This window comes from Telmatocola sphagniphila (assembly GCF_018398935.1).
Lineage (GTDB): Bacteria > Planctomycetota > Planctomycetia > Gemmatales > Gemmataceae > Telmatocola > Telmatocola sphagniphila.
In genome coordinates this window covers 2,942,396-2,959,439 of the sequence record NZ_CP074694.1, presented here as the reverse complement: position 1 = coordinate 2,959,439, position 17,044 = coordinate 2,942,396, and the positions used below count along the sequence as shown (strand labels likewise).

Here is a 17,044-nt window from a genome sequence, read left to right as displayed (position 1 = left end):
TGCCCCTATGAAGGAATCTTTCCCCGCACCCCCGAAGTATTTGCTGGAGCCCTTTTCGATCGGCTCCGTGCCATTGCCCAGCCGTTTCAATCTGGCTCCCCTGGCCGGCTATACCCATATGCCGTTTCGACTTACGGTTCGGGAACTGGGGGGCTTGGGTCTGGCCACGACCGATCTCGTCTCGGCCCGCGCCATACTCGAAAACAGTCGCAAAACCTTCGAATTACTTGCCACCTGCCCGGAAGATAAACCGCTGGCCGTGCAGATTTATGGTTCCAATCTGAAGGATCTGGATGCGGCCGCGAAGTTTCTGGAAGCGCGCGGTACGCAGATCATCGACATCAATATGGGCTGCCCGGTCAACAAGGTGGTGAAGGGCGGCGGCGGCTCGGCCATGATGTGCGACACGACCGGTCAAACACTCAAAGTGGTGCAGACCGTTGTGGAGGCCGTGAAGATTCCGGTGACGGTGAAAATGCGTCTGGGTTGGGACGATACCCAGCTGACGGCTCCCAAGTTCGCAGCGGAATTCGAGCAAATAGGCGTATCGGCCATCACCATTCATGGCCGTACTCGCGAACAGGGCTTTTCAGGTAGCGTGAATCGGGATGGAATTCGAACAGTAGTGGAAGCGGTGCAGAAAATTCCGGTCATTGGCAACGGGGATATCCGCAATATCGAAGAAGCTCATCGGATGATCGACGAAACTGGGTGTGCCGCCATCGCCATCGGTCGCGGCGGCCTGGCGAATCCCTGGATCTTCCGGCAGTTGAACAACTGGCTTCATACTGGCGTGCCCGGCGGGCGCGGCAGCTTTGAAGAACGGATCGAATTCATGGAGACGCACTTGCGCCGGATGATCGACTGGCGGGGGGAGCATCTGGCCTGTCTGCAATTTCGCAAGGTGTCGGCCTATCATTGCCGGGCCATCAAGGCCGATAAAGATACGCACATGAAGTTGCAAATGCTATCGAGGTGGTCGGATTTTCAGGAAGTCGTGCTGGAATTGCGGGAGAAAGGTCCACCCAAAAACTGGCAGGCGGGAGGCTATGAAGCGGAAATGAATATCCCCAGTGGGGCGATTAGTCACTGGTGAGGATTTTTGATTAGTTGCCGAAGCTCGCCCTTCGGACAACGGGTACCTTCTTATCGTCCGTAGTAGTATTGAACTTGTTTAGGACAATTCCCATTGGGGCATCCACCCCCCATATAGGCTGCGGGAATCACGGCCGAGGCGGGGGTATAAACGACCGGTTTGGCCAAGGATTCCGTTTGAGTAACCGTTTGCGGTCCATCTGCAAACTTGGTGATCACGTTGACGAGTTCGTCTGCTTTCACCGTTCCGGAATAATTAAAAGCCTGAAGTTTGACATCCTTGTCGCTGATTACCAGCCCCGTATGTTCCGTTACCTGGAGTGCATCCGCCAACGATTTACCGTTGGAGGTTGCCTTATCCACATAGAGGCATACGAAATTGGAAGACAATGATTGATTGATTGTACCATCAAACGAGGTTCCAGGGCTGACTTTTTTCCACCCGTCGGAACCTTCGCCGACAAAAACTGCTAGGGGCTTGTGCTTTTCCAGGGCGAGTTGCTTGGCTTTGCTGTAATCCGTTTGCCATTCAGTAGTTAAGGCAATCGGGCTGGACGAAAGGGCGTATACAACGGGCCAAACTAAGAGACAAAAATTCATTCAACCGACCTCCAAGTTGTGATGCTATGCGGCGATCAGTCCATGAGGCGAGTCATAAACCGTCTGCTCGTTGTAGGGATTCATTAAACATGGAACAACCGTTAGAGTCGAATAAATCCTAATTATCCTTTTTTTTCTTCTAATATTACCTAGATTACCTGTTTTGACATTGGCCCAGTTATAGCCCGCGCAAGCGACAGAATTCCATCGATCCGTAAGCCGATTGCTCCCCTCTCGGTATTGTTTTCTTGAAGCCCTCCTTTCAATCCGCCAAGATGATGGGATATCTCTTTAAAGGTTTCGGAATGTATTACCCAAGATCCCTGATTCTTCCTCTGACGAGCTTACTTGTTGTTGTGGGGTTTATCCCGGGCTGCATGAAGTCGCCGGGATCTTCCAGCCAGGAAAAGTCGAAAGCCGCCCAGACGATAGTCTCCGTTCAGACTCCGCAGAAAAAAACGATTCACTGGAGCGTGGAACAACCCGCCACCATCCAGGCTTATGAGACCACCCCCATAATTGCGAAGGTGCCGGGTTATATTTCGCGGGTGCTGGTCGATATCGACGATAAGATCGATGGTCCGGAGATCGGCTGGCTCGGGGAAGAAGTCAAGCAGGGAACCTTGCTTGCGGAACTCTCAATTCCCGAACTCGAAGAGGAACGCAAACAGAAACTGGCCGAGGCGGTGGCCATGAAGGCTATGGTTGAGGTGGCTCAGAAGAATCTGCTGGTGGCCGAGGCAAACATCAAATCGAACGAAAAAATGGTTCTTGAGAGCGAATCGGCCCTGGCGAAGGCGGATGCCAATTCCAAGCGCTGGAGTTCAGAAGCCAGCCGGTCCGATGAAATGGTTGCTCGGCGAGTGATGGACAAACAAACCGCGGAAGAAACCCGCAATCAGGCGATCGCGGCAGCAAGTGAACTGGATGAAGCCAAGGCGCGAGTTCAGTCCGCAAAAGCCCGACTGACGGAAAGTCAGGCCAAACAGCAATCGGCCCTTTCCGATATTACCGCCGCCGAGGCCAAGGCCCGTTCTGCGGATGCGGAGGCCCGCCGGGTGGCGGCGCTACGTCGTTATGCGTATATCACTGCCCCTTACAAAGGGATCGTCACGGCTCGTAACGTCCACACCGGCCACTTCCTGCAGATGAACAGTTCGCAGCCGTTGTTTATGGTGGCTCGACTTGATCCCATTCGCATTTTCATGGAGGTACCTGAAGCGGCCGCCAGTCAGGTCGGAAAGGGAAGCCCCGCCCAAGTAACGATTCCCTCAATAAGTAATGCGGCGATTTCCGCTAAGGTCACTCGAACTGCGGGAGTGTTGAATCCCGATATTCGCACGTTGCGGGTAGAAATCGATCTTCCCAATCCCGATTTCAAAATTCGACCGGGTCTCTATGCCACGGTATCGCTTCCCATTGAAACGCCGAATGCGTACACGGTACCCGGGAAATCGACTTTTATGTTGGACGAATTCAATTACTGCTTCATTGTGGAAGAAGGCAAGGCGGTTAGGTACCAGGTGGAGTTGGGACACAAAGAGGGGGATGAAGTCGAATTACTGATGCTGAAAAAGGCCGATCCCAAATCGACCTGGCATACCCCTCTAGGTAACGAACAGGTCGTCGTTACGAGAGAGGGGCCGTTGGAAACCGGAACAGATGTCCAGGTGAAGTGACCCCGGTTTATTGCTGGGTCCAGGGTCTGTAAACAGGCTGATCCTGGGTGTAACCCTTGTGACTTGAGCCCGAGCCCAGGACCTGTTTTCCTTCGCGGAAAAGAGTCAGCAGGCCGCCCAGAACTATGATGCCCATCACGGTGCAAGAGATCTTAACCTTGTGTTCGGCCCAGGCCTTCTGCGCGGCGACCGCCGCGGGGCTGGGTGTGTGACAGGTCGATCAGCCAGCGTGGGCGGTATCGTAGCAACCGATCAAAAGTAATGTGGCAATCAGGCAATTCTTGGCAAATTGATACATAGCCCACCTTTGACTTTCTTCTTTCAAAATCGTCTGCTGAAGTATGTTTCGGGATTGATCGCGGTTAATTGGCAGTGAAGTGAAAATGAAGGGGATCTCACTCTGATTTTGAGCGGGGAATGAAAGATTGAGGTGGGACGGGAACGATCGGAAAGGGATTCAGTCGGGCGCGAAAAATGCGATTTAGGAAATAGCTCGCTGAACGTTCAGAGTCTTGAAATTGAACGTCGCTTTCCAGATTCAAATGGAGTGTTTTTCAAACCGACGGTTGAGCGCCGCTAGCGAGACGAACGGCTGGAATTGTTGGAAATTCGGCGGCATTCTTCCGGTTGAGAAGCACTCTAAAAGCAAACAGGCAATAGCTGCCGTGTACCAGCAGTCCGATCAGATAAATGAGAGCCAATTGCCAATCGGCGGGGACTTTTTGCACTTCCGAAATTAATGCATAGCCGTAAATAAGGGTGAGCATTCCGCCTAAGCTTGCCAGCAGAAGAGTTAATACGCGGCTAAATCGCCAGTGACGCATTAGACCAATACCTGCGAGGATGAGCAACAGACCACCGAATGCGGATACGATGGCGATCGGGATGATCACCAGAATCAATAGAACTTTCAGTAAGGCCAGAAGGGGAAGGCCGATTTCGCCGAAATCCTGAGCACGGTTCGCCACTGGTGCTGGATTTTCCGCCGGTGCAACGGCAGTCAATCCGAGCGCGAAACCTATTACAAGAACACTTGCGATCAAGCGCAAGATGCCGAGGATGATCGTGACGACAGCCAAAGTCGTCACTGACCGGCTTTTGGCCTCATTCGGGACAGCACTATTCGCGGGCATAATGGCTCTCCGGGAGGTATCGACGGGATAGCTGGTCGTGGTAGGGCATATTGCGGAGTCGTGCCAATTCTTTTTCCTCGAAGTGGATGTAAAACCGAAGGTGAAGCAGGAACCTCAACTTCTTCGAAATTCTTCCGCTTCCAGTCGACGGTTCTCGGCTTCGCGGTAACGCTTATTTATTACTGGAATTAGCGCGATGACAGAACAGCAAACCAGTCCCAACAACAACAGTGGGTAGCAGACGAAGAAGGGCTGCGACTGCGTGAACGCGTAAATTCCCGCGCCAAAAGAAATCACTCCAAACAGAGCGATACTGAAGGCGATGGATAGTACGAGCGATTTATATTTACCTTTCGGTGCGAACGTTCCGGCAAGTCCGCCTAATAAGCCGCCGAGAATTCCGATGGAACTTCCGGCTATCGCGCCGATCCAACCGGCGTCCTGATCTGTCCACCAGGCCATCATGATCCCCCTCGATTTAGAGTTAAGTTTTCTCTGAGTTTTCGTTGCGTTTCTGCAATAGATCCCGCAGGGCTCGGGCTCCTCCCGAGGAGAGTTCCCCCCGTTCGACCAGCTTGGCCAGGAGTTCCTTTATCGGATCGGGCTTTTTACCCTGGATACCGGCCCGCAGCCGTTCGATGACCCGGTCGAGCCGGAGCCGAATTGTCGGGTAGGTGACTCCATAGGCGGTCGCCAGATCTTTCAGAGAGCCGGAATGGAGCACCAGTTCGACGATGATATCCAGATCTTCCCGGGGCAAGGTGCCGAGAACGTGATCCGCTAGCGTGTTTTGTTTTTCGAAACTCATGTTGAATAATATTAAAGCAAATTTTCGTTTTGTTCAAGTCAATTTTCGGAAAATTAAATTTTCTGCGTAAATCAGAGAAATGAATCTCCCGTGCCAGACGGATAAAACTTGACCGATGGAAGGTAATGGAAGTTAAATGGAATGAGATCCGCTGCTTCGGAACTTTACGCTGGTATTTAAACTGAAAGCTCGCCTTGGCTCATCGAAAAACATTCTTGAAGGAAATTATTTCTCATCCGGAAGAGGATGTGCCGCGCTTGGAATACGCCAAATGGCTGCGCGATAACGGCGATCCTTTACGAGCGGAATTCATCGAGATTCAATGCTCGGCGCCTGAGGCTCAGGCGTTTTCTATTGGTTTGAAATTGCCGAGAGACTCCGAAAACTTACCTGTGGTTTTCAACAATCCTCGAAACAAACCTGTGATAGTCGGTAATCCGCCCCGAAGCAGTGTGCTCTTTCCGTTGGCAGTAACTTTCGATGATTGGAAGATATTCGATACGGATAGTCGGCTGGTCGAAGATGCAATGTCACCCGAAAACATGGATCATTTCCGAATCAGTCGCTGTCAGTGGTTGACTTATCGCCGGGGTTTCATTGAGGAACTCAATCTGACGCCCGCTGCGCTTCACGATCATGGCTTCCGGCTATTTGCTCGGAATCCTATTCGCTACGTGGAGATCCATGAGGGAGCTATTCTCGATAGCTATGGGAATTTGAATTTGCCGAGCAACGTTCCTAAGGAATTGCGAGATAGGATAATGGCGAGACTTCCTACTGAAGGATCGCTGGATGCTGTTTCGGAGCGCTATGTCCTAGACATTATTTCCCAGGAAAGTATGCGCTACTGGACAAAGAGGCGAGATGTTGATTTGTTCTGATTTGCAATTGCGACGATAAGTCAAAAAAAGATTGTTCCGAATCGAAAAGCCATTCCAATTTATTTTTGGAAAGAGATGTAACTATTCTCACTTCGATTGGGAGCTGACAATAAGTACTTCAGAAAGAAGCAGGCAGTGAAAACCTATTTTCTATTACTTAGTCTGTTGCTTGCGACACTATCTACTGCTCGGGCGGATGATCCTAAATCTTAGGAGAATCTGCCGTTTCCACGCGATATCCGAATCATCAAGTCGAACGACATTCTTGGAATTTTCATTGAGGGAGTTGTGGGGGACAAGAATCAGCTTCCGCCAATTAAGTCGATTGGAAATCCCATCATTACTGCTCATGTGGGATATCCCTTTATCGTCCCGAATGGAATGATCGATCTTGCCCAGGCGGGGAAGCTCCAAGTAGTGGAATTGACAACTGAAGAGGGGTTGCAGAAAATGAAAGCAGAGCTTTTTAAGAAAAAGCTGGTGAAAGAAGGGAGAGAGAATTTTCGTCACAATTTTTGACTGAAATTCATCCAAATTGAGGCGATTTTTTTCGTTGCCCTTCTTACTGACTTCTCCACATCAAACTCGGGATCGACCCGTTCGAGTCTGCAAAGCGAATTCACTTCACAGCCAAGAAGTTATATCTGAAGCCCGGTAAAAACTTCAACAAACCGGATCTCTATGATCTGAGCGGCTTACATATTCTCAAGAAGACGGGTCGAGTCGTGGCCGAAATAATCGATCAGGACAGTGCTGCGGATAAAGCCGGTATGAAAAAGGGTGACGTCCTGACCCGGCTGGAGGGCCAGGAGAATGCCAGGATCGACTTATTTGATGTTAGGAAACGATTCTGCGACGATGGGACTCGCGTCAAGCTTACGGTGAAACGAGCGGATCGAGAGCTTGAATCCACCTTGGATCTGAAAAGCGGCGAAGTGAAAAAGTAACCTGGAATTAAACATCCACTGCACTAAAGCGTCTTATTTTTCCCAACCGCGCGAGGATTTTGCTCGGCCGGTGTGGCTACAGGCAACCCCCTCTTAATCCCCTCTTCAGCTTCGCGTTCTACGTTAGAAACAAAGTGTATCCCTCTCTCTGCGTTCCTCAGGTGACGAAATGAAATATCTCCTGGTCCTGTCGGCTTGCCTCCTAAGCTCTATCCCTTCGTTTGCACACCCAGGCTCCTCGGAAAGTCACCCCGCTCTGCGAACCTGGAACTTGTACGATGGCAACTACCATCTGCATGCGTCCTTCGTGGTGGCGCGATCCGGCGAAGTGCAATTGAGAGCGGAAGATGGATCGACCTTCTGGATTCCGGAGCGATTTCTCAGCAGCGAAGACAAAAAATGGGTCGAGCAGAAACTCACGGCTATCAAAGAACTTAACACCTTCGTATCCGTTGAAGATTCCAAAATCGCCCCGGTCCTGGCTAAATATTTCGAGCCGTTCAAAGAGACTGTCAAAGTCCGTTGGGACGAAAAGTGGCTGTACGTCGAATCGAACGGTCTGCCCGATCATCTGATGATGAAGGGAATTAAAAATTGGCAGCAGCAAGTACCCCTGCCGCAACCCTATTCGGGTAAAAATGCCTGGCAGATTCCTTTGAAACCCGAACTGGCCGAGAAACCGATCTCCGCGAAGAACAATCTCTTTCGCGGAGCCATCGCCCTGGCCATCAATGGTGTGCCGATCTTCAATGCACTGAATAATCGCGGCGAAGATTCCTTTGCCATCGGTGAACTCGACGAATGGGGCGGGCATTGCGGCCGGGCGGATGACTATCACTATCATGCCGCACCCATCCATCTGGAAAAGAAAGCGGGGAAGGGCAATCCCATAGCCGTGGCCCTGGACGGTTTCGCCATCTACGGTTTCACCGAAGCGGACGGTTCCCCCGCGGGCAAACTCGATGAATTCAACGGGAAAATTGGCAAAGATGGCGTCTATCGCTACCATGCCACCAAGACCTACCCCTATATCAACGGCGGCATGCGCGGCGTTGTGGAAGTCCGTGGCGGCCAGGTCGATCCGCAACCGCGAGCGTTTCCCATGCGGCCGGCCGGCGAACCGTTGCGGGGGGCGAGTATCACGAATTTCTCGGCTCCCAGCGAAAATAGTTTCAAACTGACTTATGAAGTTCGAAGATCGACCCGCACAATTGAATATTCCTGGACCAAGGATGGGACGGCGAAGTTCATCTACGACGATGGCGACGGCAACAAGAAGACCGAAACCTACCTCCGTCGCGAAGGAAAAGACAAAAAAGACGGCCCGCCGCCGAAGAAGAATTGAATTGAATTGAATTGATATCGTGGAGTAAATTTTCATGCGTATGCTGGTGATCGAGGATGAACCGGAGTTGCAGCGGGTACTTTCCCAGGCCTTGCGGGAGGATGGCTATGCAGTCGATCAGGCTACGGATGGCGAAGCGGGTTTGTTGAAAGCCACTTTGACCGAATACGATGGAATCATTCTGGATCTGATGCTTCCCAAGATGGATGGTTGGGAGGTGATACAACATTTGCGGCGGAAAAAGAAGACGCCCGTTCTTGTGCTGACTGCCCGGGATTCGGTGTCGGACCGCGTGCGCGGCTTGGATCGGGGGGCGGATGACTATCTGACCAAACCATTTGCGATTGTCGAATTGCTGGCCCGCGTGAGGGCCTTGATCCGTCGGTCTTCCAATCAGCCTTCGCCGACCATCGGAATTGGCGAAGTGGCGATCGATACCGGAGCGAAAAAGGTGAGTTTGAAAGGCATCGAAGTGGTGCTCACCGCTCGGGAATATTCGATTGTCGAACTGCTGGCCCGGCATCGCGGTGAAGTGGTGCCCCGTCAGCGAATCTACGAACACATTTTCGACGAAAATGACGATACGCTTTCGAATCTGGTCGAGGTGCACGTTTCGAATGTTCGGAAAAAATTAGGAAAGGATTTCATTCAAACCCGACGCGGTTTGGGGTACTCCATCGATGGTTAGATCGCTGCGTTGGCGGCTGCAATTCTGGTACGCGTGCGTCCTGATCACCGTGGTGGCCGGGTATGGGCTCTTTCTTTACTTTCAGGTGCGCGATGCCCGACGAAAAGAGATCGATAAAGAGCTGATCTCCGCCGCAAATTATCTGGATACATCGCTGCGCAATTTCGAACCCATTCCTAAAGATGGGATGATCCGCAAGAAGGATGGGCCGCCGCCGAAAAAAGACAATCCTCCTCCACCCGTCGATCGACTCGCCAGTCCGAATGAACGGACACTTCGAGAATTAACTCCTCCCGGATGGCCCGAATCGGGAGGGCGTAAGGGGGAGCTTTATTATGTCATCTGGCGACACGATAAATCAGTCATTAAAGCGGTCGATATCCCGCCCGATCTGGAACCTCCCGTTTCTGACCGGGATTTCGGCATTGATGCGTTGATTTCCAATCGTCGCGAGTTTCGCGAAGCCATTCGCATGGGGCCGCGCAGAGCGATTATTGTGGTCGGATTGTCGACCGTTCATCTTCACGATGAGATGAATCGCTTTGCGGGCGTTCTGGCGATTTCCGGGTTGGCGTTACTCCTTTTAGGATTGCTGGGCGGCTGGGTCTTTTCGGCCCGGATGATCCGGCCGGTCCGCAAAATTTCTGAAACCGCTTCGCGAATCTCGGCCGTTAATCTGTCGGAGCGGATTGATACTTCCCGGATCGACAAGGAGTTGGCCGATCTGGCGGTTGTGCTGAATGACGCCTTTGATCGACTGGAAACGAGTTTTGCCCAGCAGGCTCGCTTCACCGCCGACGCTTCGCACGAATTGCGAACGCCTCTGGCAATTATCAAATCGCATGTGGAACTGGCGCTCTCCCGGCCGCGATCCCCCGAAGAGTATACGAGTACTTTGGAAGCGACCGGTAAAGCGGCCGATCGCATGTATTCGATAGTCGAAGGGCTCCTGACATTAGCACGGGCCGATTCCGGACGGCTCGATCTCATTCGCGAGCAAGTAAATTTCACGGGAATCGTGGAAGAATGCCTATTGCTGCTGACGCCGTTGGCCGAAAAAAGTGACGTCCGGCTTCGCAGCGAACTGATTTTCGCTCAAGTGATGGCGGATACCGGGGCCCTGGCTCAGGTGGTTCGCAATCTGCTGAATAACGCAATCCAATACAACCGGCCCGGCGGCGAAGCGTTCGTCCGTCTGAGTCGGGAAGTAGACTCGATCGTATTGGCAATTCGCAACAATGGGCCCGGAATTCCCGAGGCCGATCAGTCTCATATTTTTGAACGTTTCTACCGGGTCGATAAAGCCCGGGCTCGCACTTCCGGTGGTAATGGCTTAGGGCTGGCGATCTGTAAGAGTATTGTGGAAGCGATGGGTGGGCAAATTCAATTTACTTCGAGTGCGGATGAGACCACTTTTACGGTGAAACTACCGGAGTTGAAGACGGGTATTGAGGGCGACGTCTAGGAAGGCGAATTAATTCTGGCAATTCAGGAATGATCGTCCTGCATCGAGAGGACAGTCGCCGAGGCGTAATTCCGGGTGTAGGAATAGCTGAGCCACAGCTCGGAAATCCGACGTACGTTATATTTTTCTGCCAGGGAACCTTTCAGAATGGCCTGATTCCGGCCATTGAGCCAAACGATTTCCACTTCGCGCCAGTCGAAGCGATCCCGGTCTTCCACGCCGAGCATTTTCAAAATTGCTTCTTTGCAGGCCCAATAGGCCGCGAACATCTGCGTAGAATGCTTACTCACCTGGCAGAGTTGGATCTCGTCGGGAGAATAGACGCGCTGAAGGAATTTTTCGCCATGTTTGGAGAGCATTCGGGCAATCCGAACGCATTCGATGAGCTGTGTACTCAGTCCCTGGATCCGCATCTTCACGCCCCGTTCGGTCTCTCGTCGTGTTCGATATGTTGTAACGGACTAGAATAGCTTTTACTGAAAAAATGGACTTGTTGAAGGATTCGAATGACGGAACTCTCCGCAAACAATCCGATTCTGGCGGATTTGACCCCCGAGCAGGCCGATGCGGTGCAGCATATGGAAGGCCCTTTGCTGATTCTGGCCGGGGCCGGATCGGGCAAAACGCGAGTGATTACGCGACGCGTGGCCCATCTGCTGCAACAGGGGGTTAAACCCTATAACGTTCTCGCTATTACCTTTACCAACAAAGCAGCCCAGGAGATGCGACAACGCATCGATACGCTGCTACCGGGGAATCGCGTCTGGATCAGCACCTTTCACAGCTTCGGTGCGCGGATCATGCGGCAGTATGCCGAGCATTTTGACCTGGATAAAAATTTCACCATATATGACATGGACGACCGGCTGAAGGTCATCAAGATCGCCATGGATGCGGTCACCGTGCCGGGTGTCGAGAAGTTCACTCCGGATCGTATCGGTAACGCCATCAGCCGGGCCAAAAATCAGTTGCTCACACCCGATGCTTTTTATCGGCAGGAAAATGATTTTCTGGGGCAGATTGCCTCGCACGTGTATGCGATATATCAGAAGAAATTGAAGGAAGCGAACGCCGTCGATTTCGACGATCTCTTGTTCATGCCGGCGCTGGCTTTACAGACGAACGAGGATTTTCGTAATACCCTCGATGCCCGCTTCAAGTATATTCTGATCGACGAATATCAGGATACCAACCAGGCCCAGTATATCATGGCCCGGTTCCTGTCGAAGGCCAGCCAGAATATTTGCGTGGTAGGCGACCCGGATCAGTCGATTTACAAATGGCGCGGTTCGGACATTCGCAATATTCTCGATTTCGAACGCGATTTTCCGAAAGCCAAAGTCATTACGCTCGATCGGAATTATCGCAGTACGAAGTCGATTCTGCATGCGGCCAGCACGCTGATTTCCCGCAACAAAAATCGCAAAAAGAAGGGACTGATTACCGATAATCCGGAAGGGGAAGCGGTGAAGGTGTTGACCTTCGATAGCGGCCTGGATGAAGCCGATCAGATTGCTCGTCAGATTAAGGATAAGGTGGCTTCGGAAAAAGCTTCCTATCGGGATTTTGCGATTTTCGTTCGCATGAACGCTCTGACGCGAACGATCGAGTCGGCCTTCATAAAAAATGGCATTCCCTATCAGATTGTCAAAGGTCTCGCCTTCTTCGAACGCAAAGAAAATAAAGACATCCTGGCTTACCTGCGGTTGCTTGTGAATCCGCAGGACAACATCTCGTTTTTGCGGGCAGTCAACGAGCCGGCCCGAGGCATCGGCAAAGTCTCTCTGGAACACTTGTCGGGATTCGCCGAACAGCATCAGATAGGCCTCTTGAGAGCGGCCGCCAATGTGGAGAAAGTGCCCAATATCAAGGGCAAAGCGGCCAAGGGTCTAAAAGAATTCGCCCAGCTCATGCACGTTTTGCGCGAACACATCGAAGACAAACCGCACGAGGTGATTCAGTTAGTTCTGGAACAATCGGGTTATCGGGCAATGTTGAAAGACAGCCGGGACCCGGAAGATGAAGAACGGCTGGCGAACGTCGAGGAACTCATTACCGCCGCCATGCAGTTTTACAACGAGGACGGCGAACGAACGATCACCGATTTTCTCGAACAGATCACGCTTGCATCGGACGTCGATGGCTGGGATGAAAAGCAGGATCATGTTTCGGTGATGACTCTGCATGCCTCCAAGGGACTGGAATTCCCCATTGTTTACATCCTGGCGGTGGAGGAAGGCATTCTGCCGCACGAACGAAGCTTGCAGAAAGACGAAGATATCGAGGAAGAACGGCGGCTCGCCTATGTGGGTATGACTCGGGCGATGCGGGAATTGTTTTTGTGCAATTCCAAAGTCCGGGAGTTTCGCGGCCAGTCGCTGTATGCCATTCCCTCCTCGTTTCTTGGCGAATTGCCGGAGGAAGTGCAGAGACAGGATCTTTCAATCAGCTCGCAGCGGATGGCCAGCTATTCCGGCTTTGGCACCAAGGCTCCCTTCGATTGGAATAAAGCGGCTTTCACTTCGTCGTCCGCCAAAGTCAGCCCTTCCCCGGTGCAGGTGGGGGATACGCTATCCGAGGAACTTCGGCCGGGTACGATTGTCCAACACGAAGGGTATGGCATCGGTCAGATTCTGGATGTGAATGGATTTGGGGCCTTACGTAAGGTGAAAATCCGTTTTGCCACGCAGGGAGATAAGACTTTCGTGGCGGATAAAGTGAAGCTGAAAATTGTGAATAAGAAGTAAATTATGATACTAGTGCCTGGTAAGGGGATGCGATGATCACACTCTCCGCGTTTGCCGATGAGATTTCCGCGGAACCGGAAGAACAACTGGCCATTCTGAAAGCTTCCGGAGTGAAGCACATCGAGTTCCGTTCGATCTACAAGACGAACGTCCTGAGCCTCGATGATCCCCAGATCGCCAGCTTCAAGAAACTGCTGGATCAGGAAGGTTTTCAAATCAGTGCCATTGGTTCGCCGATCGGGAAAATCAAAATCACCGATCCTTTCGAGCCCCATCTGGAAAAATTTCAACGGGCCATTCATCTGTGCAGTTTTTTCGACACGCCGAACATCCGAATTTTCAGCTATTATCCCCCCGATAATTTCGATGGAAATTGGGCTCCCTATCGCAATGAAGTAATGCGGCGCTTGCAAGTGAAAGCGCAGATGGCCGAGAAGGCCGGCGTGAAACTGCTGCACGAAAATGAGCACCGCATCTACGGCGATTCACCAGAACGAGTTAAAGATCTTTTTGATACGGTCCGCCATGCGCATTTTCAGGCCGTGCATGATCCGGCCAACTTCGTATATGGCGGCTACGATCCCTGGGCCGGCTGGTTGGCCAATAAGCCGCACCTGGCCCACTTTCATGTCAAAGACTGGAAAAAGGGCGAAGAACATGGCTGTCTGGCGGGGCAGGGGGACAGCCTGATGGAAAAGGTGGTTGCCGAAGTAGTGGCCATGGGGTACTCCGGCTTCTTCACGCTCGAACCGCATCTTCTCGGTGGTGGGCCCACTGGCGGAGTGACCGGGCCGGAATTGTTTCCGAAGGCGATAGAGGCTATTCGCTCGATTCTGAACAAGTTGGGAGCGAAACACCAGTGACCGAACTGACCGTTCATTTGCGTGTCAACGATTCCACTACCGAACAGCAAACTCCGGTCCGCTTCAGCATTCAGGATGAGCAGGGAAAATTCTACGCTCCGCACGGCCGTGCAGAAGATTTTCCGATGGGACTGGCGGAAGCCGTCGGCGGTGCCGCGGCCATTGGGACCAAAAAATGGTACTACATCGATGGCTCTTGCGAGATCACATTGCCGACGGGAGTGCCATTGCACTTGCAGGTAGCCAAAGGACTGCTTTATGAGCCAATCGATAGAACGGTGACGCTCGGGGCGGGGCAGATGGCCTTGCGACTGACGATTGAGAAGAAGCTTCCAGCCAGAAACGATTTTTTCGTGGATAGCCGGGCGCATTTTCTGACGCCGCATGATGCTTTGCTGGAAGCGCAAGCAGAAGGGCTCGATGCAATCCAGCTGTTGATCGCCGAGAACATGGTTCCCGGGCAGGATGGGAAACTCTATCCCACGACCATGAACCTCGCGGCTTTCAGCGGACAGGAGGCCTGCCTGGAGCGCGATGGTACTTCCGTTGTTGTGAACACCCTCAATAGTCATCCGGCCGTCGGTAAAGTCGCTTTATTGCACTGCCATCGCCCCATTTTTCCCCTGTCATTCGGCGAAGAAAATGACAACTGGTCGATTTGCGACTGGTGCGATCAAGGCCATCGCAAAAAAGGAGTCGCCGTCTGGGTCGATGCCTATCACGAGGCGGTACCAGGAGGAGAAGCCCTCGTTGCCGCCCTACTGGGTAAGATCGATGCCATCGAATTGACGGCAAATCGAGCTGCCAAGATCCTTTCGATGGTGACGATGCTCCGGACCTTGAATTACCCGGTGGCCCTGGTCGGCTCCCGGGAACGCTGGTCGAATAAGATGGCTGCCAACACTTTGCTAACCGTAGTATCGCGTGATCGGACTTTCGTGGAGGCGATTCGAGAGGCCAAGACCTACGTCACAAACGGACCGATTATGGAATGGTCGGTCGAAGAGGAGTGGTTACGGGCCCGGGCGGAATCGCTTAGGCCTATGGAGAAGCTGACGGTTTCCAATGCAACGACCAAGTTGGCCGAGTTTAAAGCTCGCGAAGTGTCGGGAGTCTATTGCATTGAAGCCGAGTTTCCCGTTTCCCAGTGTCCTTCTCCCTTTGTGATTTTGAGTGTCGATGGGCCGTCCGGCGAGGATTCCCGAAATCAAAGAGGGGCCTATGCCGTTACCTCGCCGATAACTATCGGAGAATATGATCCTCAAGATCCGGCGCTGGAAACCGCTCGGAAAACGCTGCGGAAGCTGGTCGAAGGATATCGGGATTGGCAGGAAACGGGTGCCCGATTCACGAAATCGAATGTTCGCGATCGGGTGATGGGTTACTGTGCCGATGCTTTGACTAAACTCGATGGCGGAAGCTAAACCGCCCAGCCTTTGCGGTATTCCTTGTGGATCAGCTTATCGGCCTCGGACACATTGGTCGCCTTCAAGTTCTTGGCATCCCATTCCAGTTTCTTGCCGGTGCGATAGGCGACGGTGCCTAAGAGAACGGCTTCGGTCAGCGTGCCGCTGTACTCGAAATTGCAGGTGGTGGACGTTCTCTTTCGGATTGCTTCCAGCCATTCTTTATGGTGGCCGATGGAATCGGGGATGGTCGGGGCTGGGGCTTTGAAGTCTTTGAACTGCTCCTTGGGTAGGAGCGTATAGCTGCCGTAATTCGCTACCAGCATTCCCTTTTTGCCTATAAACAGGTTGCCGCCGCCCGCGTAATTCTGCAAGCCGAGTTCTTTCACTAGAGTTTGATTACGAGGACCATCGGACCAGGTGAGTTTCAAGGGTTCTTTGTTTTCGCGGAGGAAGATATATTCCACATCGCACCATTCGTGGCAAATTTCTGGATCCACGGGCGAACCCTTGGCCGAGACCGTCGAAGGGTGTTTTAAGCCCAGAGCCCAGAAGGGAAGATCCATGTGGTGACAAGCCATATCGGCTAAAGCGCCTCCGCCGAAAGCCCAAAAATGTCGCCAGTTGAAGGGATGGTACGCGGAAGAGTAAGGCCGTTCGGCCACTGGCCCGAGCCAGAGATCGTAATTGAAGCCGGCTGGGATTTTATCGGAAGGGTTTCCGACGCGGGCCTTCAAACTCTGCTTGCCGTAGCTGGTGCCGACCCAAGTTTGCACTTCATTGATCTCGCCAATAGCACCACTTTGAAGGATTTCGACTACTCGTCGATAGTTCTTCCCGGCATGGATCTGGGTACCCATCTGGGTCACGACTTTTTTCTGCCGAGTAGCCTCGATAATCCGGCGGGCCTCGCCAACGGTATGGGTCAATGGCTTTTCACAGTAGACATGGAGACCTGCTTGAATGGCCAGGTAGGTTGCCGGGAAGTGATTGTGATCAGCCGTGCTGACGATGACGGCATCAATGCCTTTGGCTTCGAGTAGTTTCCGATAGTCCGAAAAGAATTTGGCGTCGGGATGCTTCTTGCGAATATCAACGGCTAGATTCTCGTCCACATCGCAAACTGTCACGATCTTGCCTCCCGCGGCGGCCACCGGCTCCCAGTTGGCTCGAGCTTGATTGGCCGTGCCAATGACGCCGATACGAATTTCGTTGGATTTGGAGGCGTAGGTCGGGGTCGAATTCATCGCCAGCGCGGCAGTACCGAGCCCGGCCGACAGAATAAAATGGCGGCGATTTGGAGAGTATTCCATCAATTTATCCTAAATAAAGTTTAAGTTTGGGTGGGATATTGCCTACTAAGGTATCTGTCGTCGTTGCTCCTCGC

17 protein-coding genes are annotated in these 17,044 nt (G+C 52.4%); 11 read left to right on the top strand and 6 right to left on the bottom strand.

Annotated elements, in window-relative coordinates; genetic code table 11:
* Nucleotides 1-7 precede the first annotated feature (7 nt).
* Nucleotides 8-1,096 carry a tRNA dihydrouridine synthase DusB gene (dusB, locus tag KIH39_RS11730; protein WP_213499635.1) on the top strand — a complete coding sequence of 363 codons (1,089 nt, stop codon included), beginning with the start codon at nucleotides 8-10 and terminating at the stop codon, nucleotides 1,094-1,096.
* A gap of 50 nt (nucleotides 1,097-1,146) precedes the next feature.
* Here the strand turns inward: dusB and KIH39_RS11725 are convergent, their stop codons facing one another.
* The gene (locus tag KIH39_RS11725; RefSeq protein WP_213499633.1) at nucleotides 1,147-1,695 is read right to left on the bottom strand and encodes a hypothetical protein; all 549 of its coding nucleotides are present in this window, start codon (nucleotides 1,693-1,695) and stop codon (nucleotides 1,147-1,149) included.
* A 305-nt stretch (nucleotides 1,696-2,000) separates the two neighbouring features.
* Here KIH39_RS11725 and KIH39_RS11720 point away from each other — a divergent pair, with 305 nt between their 5' ends.
* Nucleotides 2,001-3,374: an efflux RND transporter periplasmic adaptor subunit gene (locus KIH39_RS11720; protein ID WP_213499631.1), complete on the top strand. Its 1,374-nt coding sequence runs from the start codon at nucleotides 2,001-2,003 to the stop codon at nucleotides 3,372-3,374.
* Nucleotides 3,375-3,928: 554 nt separating this feature from the next.
* On the opposite strand, the gene KIH39_RS11715 is transcribed toward KIH39_RS11720, so the two are convergent.
* From KIH39_RS11715 to KIH39_RS11705, 3 genes are all read right to left on the bottom strand, one after another.
* A complete protein-coding gene (locus tag KIH39_RS11715) occupies nucleotides 3,929-4,462 on the bottom strand; it encodes a hypothetical protein (RefSeq protein ID WP_213499629.1) in 534 nt (177 codons plus the stop codon).
* 159 nt (nucleotides 4,463-4,621) lie between these two features.
* Complete coding sequence (locus KIH39_RS11710) at nucleotides 4,622-4,972, bottom strand: hypothetical protein (protein WP_213499627.1); 351 nt, start codon at nucleotides 4,970-4,972, stop codon at nucleotides 4,622-4,624.
* A 19-nt stretch (nucleotides 4,973-4,991) separates the two neighbouring features.
* Nucleotides 4,992-5,315, bottom strand: a complete 324-nt coding sequence (locus tag KIH39_RS11705) for a DUF2089 family protein (RefSeq protein ID WP_213499625.1) — start codon at nucleotides 5,313-5,315, stop codon at nucleotides 4,992-4,994.
* A gap of 194 nt (nucleotides 5,316-5,509) precedes the next feature.
* Here KIH39_RS11705 and KIH39_RS11700 point away from each other — a divergent pair, with 194 nt between their 5' ends.
* The 6 genes from KIH39_RS11700 (at nucleotide 5,510) to KIH39_RS11675 (ending at nucleotide 10,641) form a co-directional block, all read left to right on the top strand.
* Entirely contained in the window at nucleotides 5,510-6,196 is a 687-nt protein-coding gene (locus KIH39_RS11700) for a TIGR02996 domain-containing protein (protein WP_213499622.1), read from the top strand.
* Nucleotides 6,197-6,484: 288 nt separating this feature from the next.
* Entirely contained in the window at nucleotides 6,485-6,715 is a 231-nt protein-coding gene (locus KIH39_RS11695) for a hypothetical protein (RefSeq protein ID WP_213499620.1), read from the top strand.
* 59 nt (nucleotides 6,716-6,774) lie between these two features.
* On the top strand, nucleotides 6,775-7,143 hold the full coding sequence (locus KIH39_RS11690) for a PDZ domain-containing protein (protein WP_315852419.1): 369 nt from the start codon (nucleotides 6,775-6,777) through the stop codon (nucleotides 7,141-7,143).
* A gap of 169 nt (nucleotides 7,144-7,312) precedes the next feature.
* Nucleotides 7,313-8,488, top strand: a complete 1,176-nt coding sequence (locus tag KIH39_RS11685) for a YHYH protein (RefSeq protein WP_213499613.1) — start codon at nucleotides 7,313-7,315, stop codon at nucleotides 8,486-8,488.
* A 34-nt stretch (nucleotides 8,489-8,522) separates the two neighbouring features.
* Nucleotides 8,523-9,176: a response regulator transcription factor gene (locus KIH39_RS11680; protein ID WP_246539667.1), complete on the top strand. Its 654-nt coding sequence runs from the start codon at nucleotides 8,523-8,525 to the stop codon at nucleotides 9,174-9,176.
* Complete coding sequence (locus KIH39_RS11675; protein ID WP_213499612.1) at nucleotides 9,169-10,641, top strand: sensor histidine kinase; 1,473 nt, start codon at nucleotides 9,169-9,171, stop codon at nucleotides 10,639-10,641. Before KIH39_RS11680 ends, KIH39_RS11675 begins: the two co-directional genes overlap by 8 nt.
* A 23-nt stretch (nucleotides 10,642-10,664) precedes the next feature.
* On the opposite strand, the gene KIH39_RS11670 is transcribed toward KIH39_RS11675, so the two are convergent.
* On the bottom strand, nucleotides 10,665-11,054 hold the full coding sequence (locus KIH39_RS11670; protein ID WP_246539698.1) for a holo-ACP synthase: 390 nt from the start codon (nucleotides 11,052-11,054) through the stop codon (nucleotides 10,665-10,667).
* 93 nt (nucleotides 11,055-11,147) lie between these two features.
* Here KIH39_RS11670 and KIH39_RS11665 point away from each other — a divergent pair, with 93 nt between their 5' ends.
* Genes KIH39_RS11665 through KIH39_RS11655 form a run of 3 tightly spaced genes read left to right on the top strand, consistent with a single transcriptional unit; the run spans nucleotide 11,148 to nucleotide 15,675 of the window.
* On the top strand, nucleotides 11,148-13,388 hold the full coding sequence (locus tag KIH39_RS11665) for an ATP-dependent helicase (RefSeq protein WP_213499610.1): 2,241 nt from the start codon (nucleotides 11,148-11,150) through the stop codon (nucleotides 13,386-13,388).
* Between the two features lie 32 nt (nucleotides 13,389-13,420).
* Nucleotides 13,421-14,251: a sugar phosphate isomerase/epimerase family protein gene (locus KIH39_RS11660; RefSeq protein WP_213499609.1), complete on the top strand. Its 831-nt coding sequence runs from the start codon at nucleotides 13,421-13,423 to the stop codon at nucleotides 14,249-14,251.
* On the top strand, nucleotides 14,248-15,675 hold the full coding sequence (locus KIH39_RS11655) for a CehA/McbA family metallohydrolase domain-containing protein (RefSeq protein ID WP_213499607.1): 1,428 nt from the start codon (nucleotides 14,248-14,250) through the stop codon (nucleotides 15,673-15,675). Before KIH39_RS11660 ends, KIH39_RS11655 begins: the two co-directional genes overlap by 4 nt.
* On the opposite strand, the gene KIH39_RS11650 is transcribed toward KIH39_RS11655, so the two are convergent.
* Nucleotides 15,672-16,970 (bottom strand): Gfo/Idh/MocA family protein, encoded by a 1,299-nt coding sequence (locus KIH39_RS11650; RefSeq protein ID WP_213499605.1) that lies wholly within the window; start codon nucleotides 16,968-16,970, stop codon nucleotides 15,672-15,674. The two genes, KIH39_RS11655 and KIH39_RS11650, sit on opposite strands and share 4 nt — an antisense overlap.
* Nucleotides 16,971-17,044 lie beyond the last annotated feature (74 nt).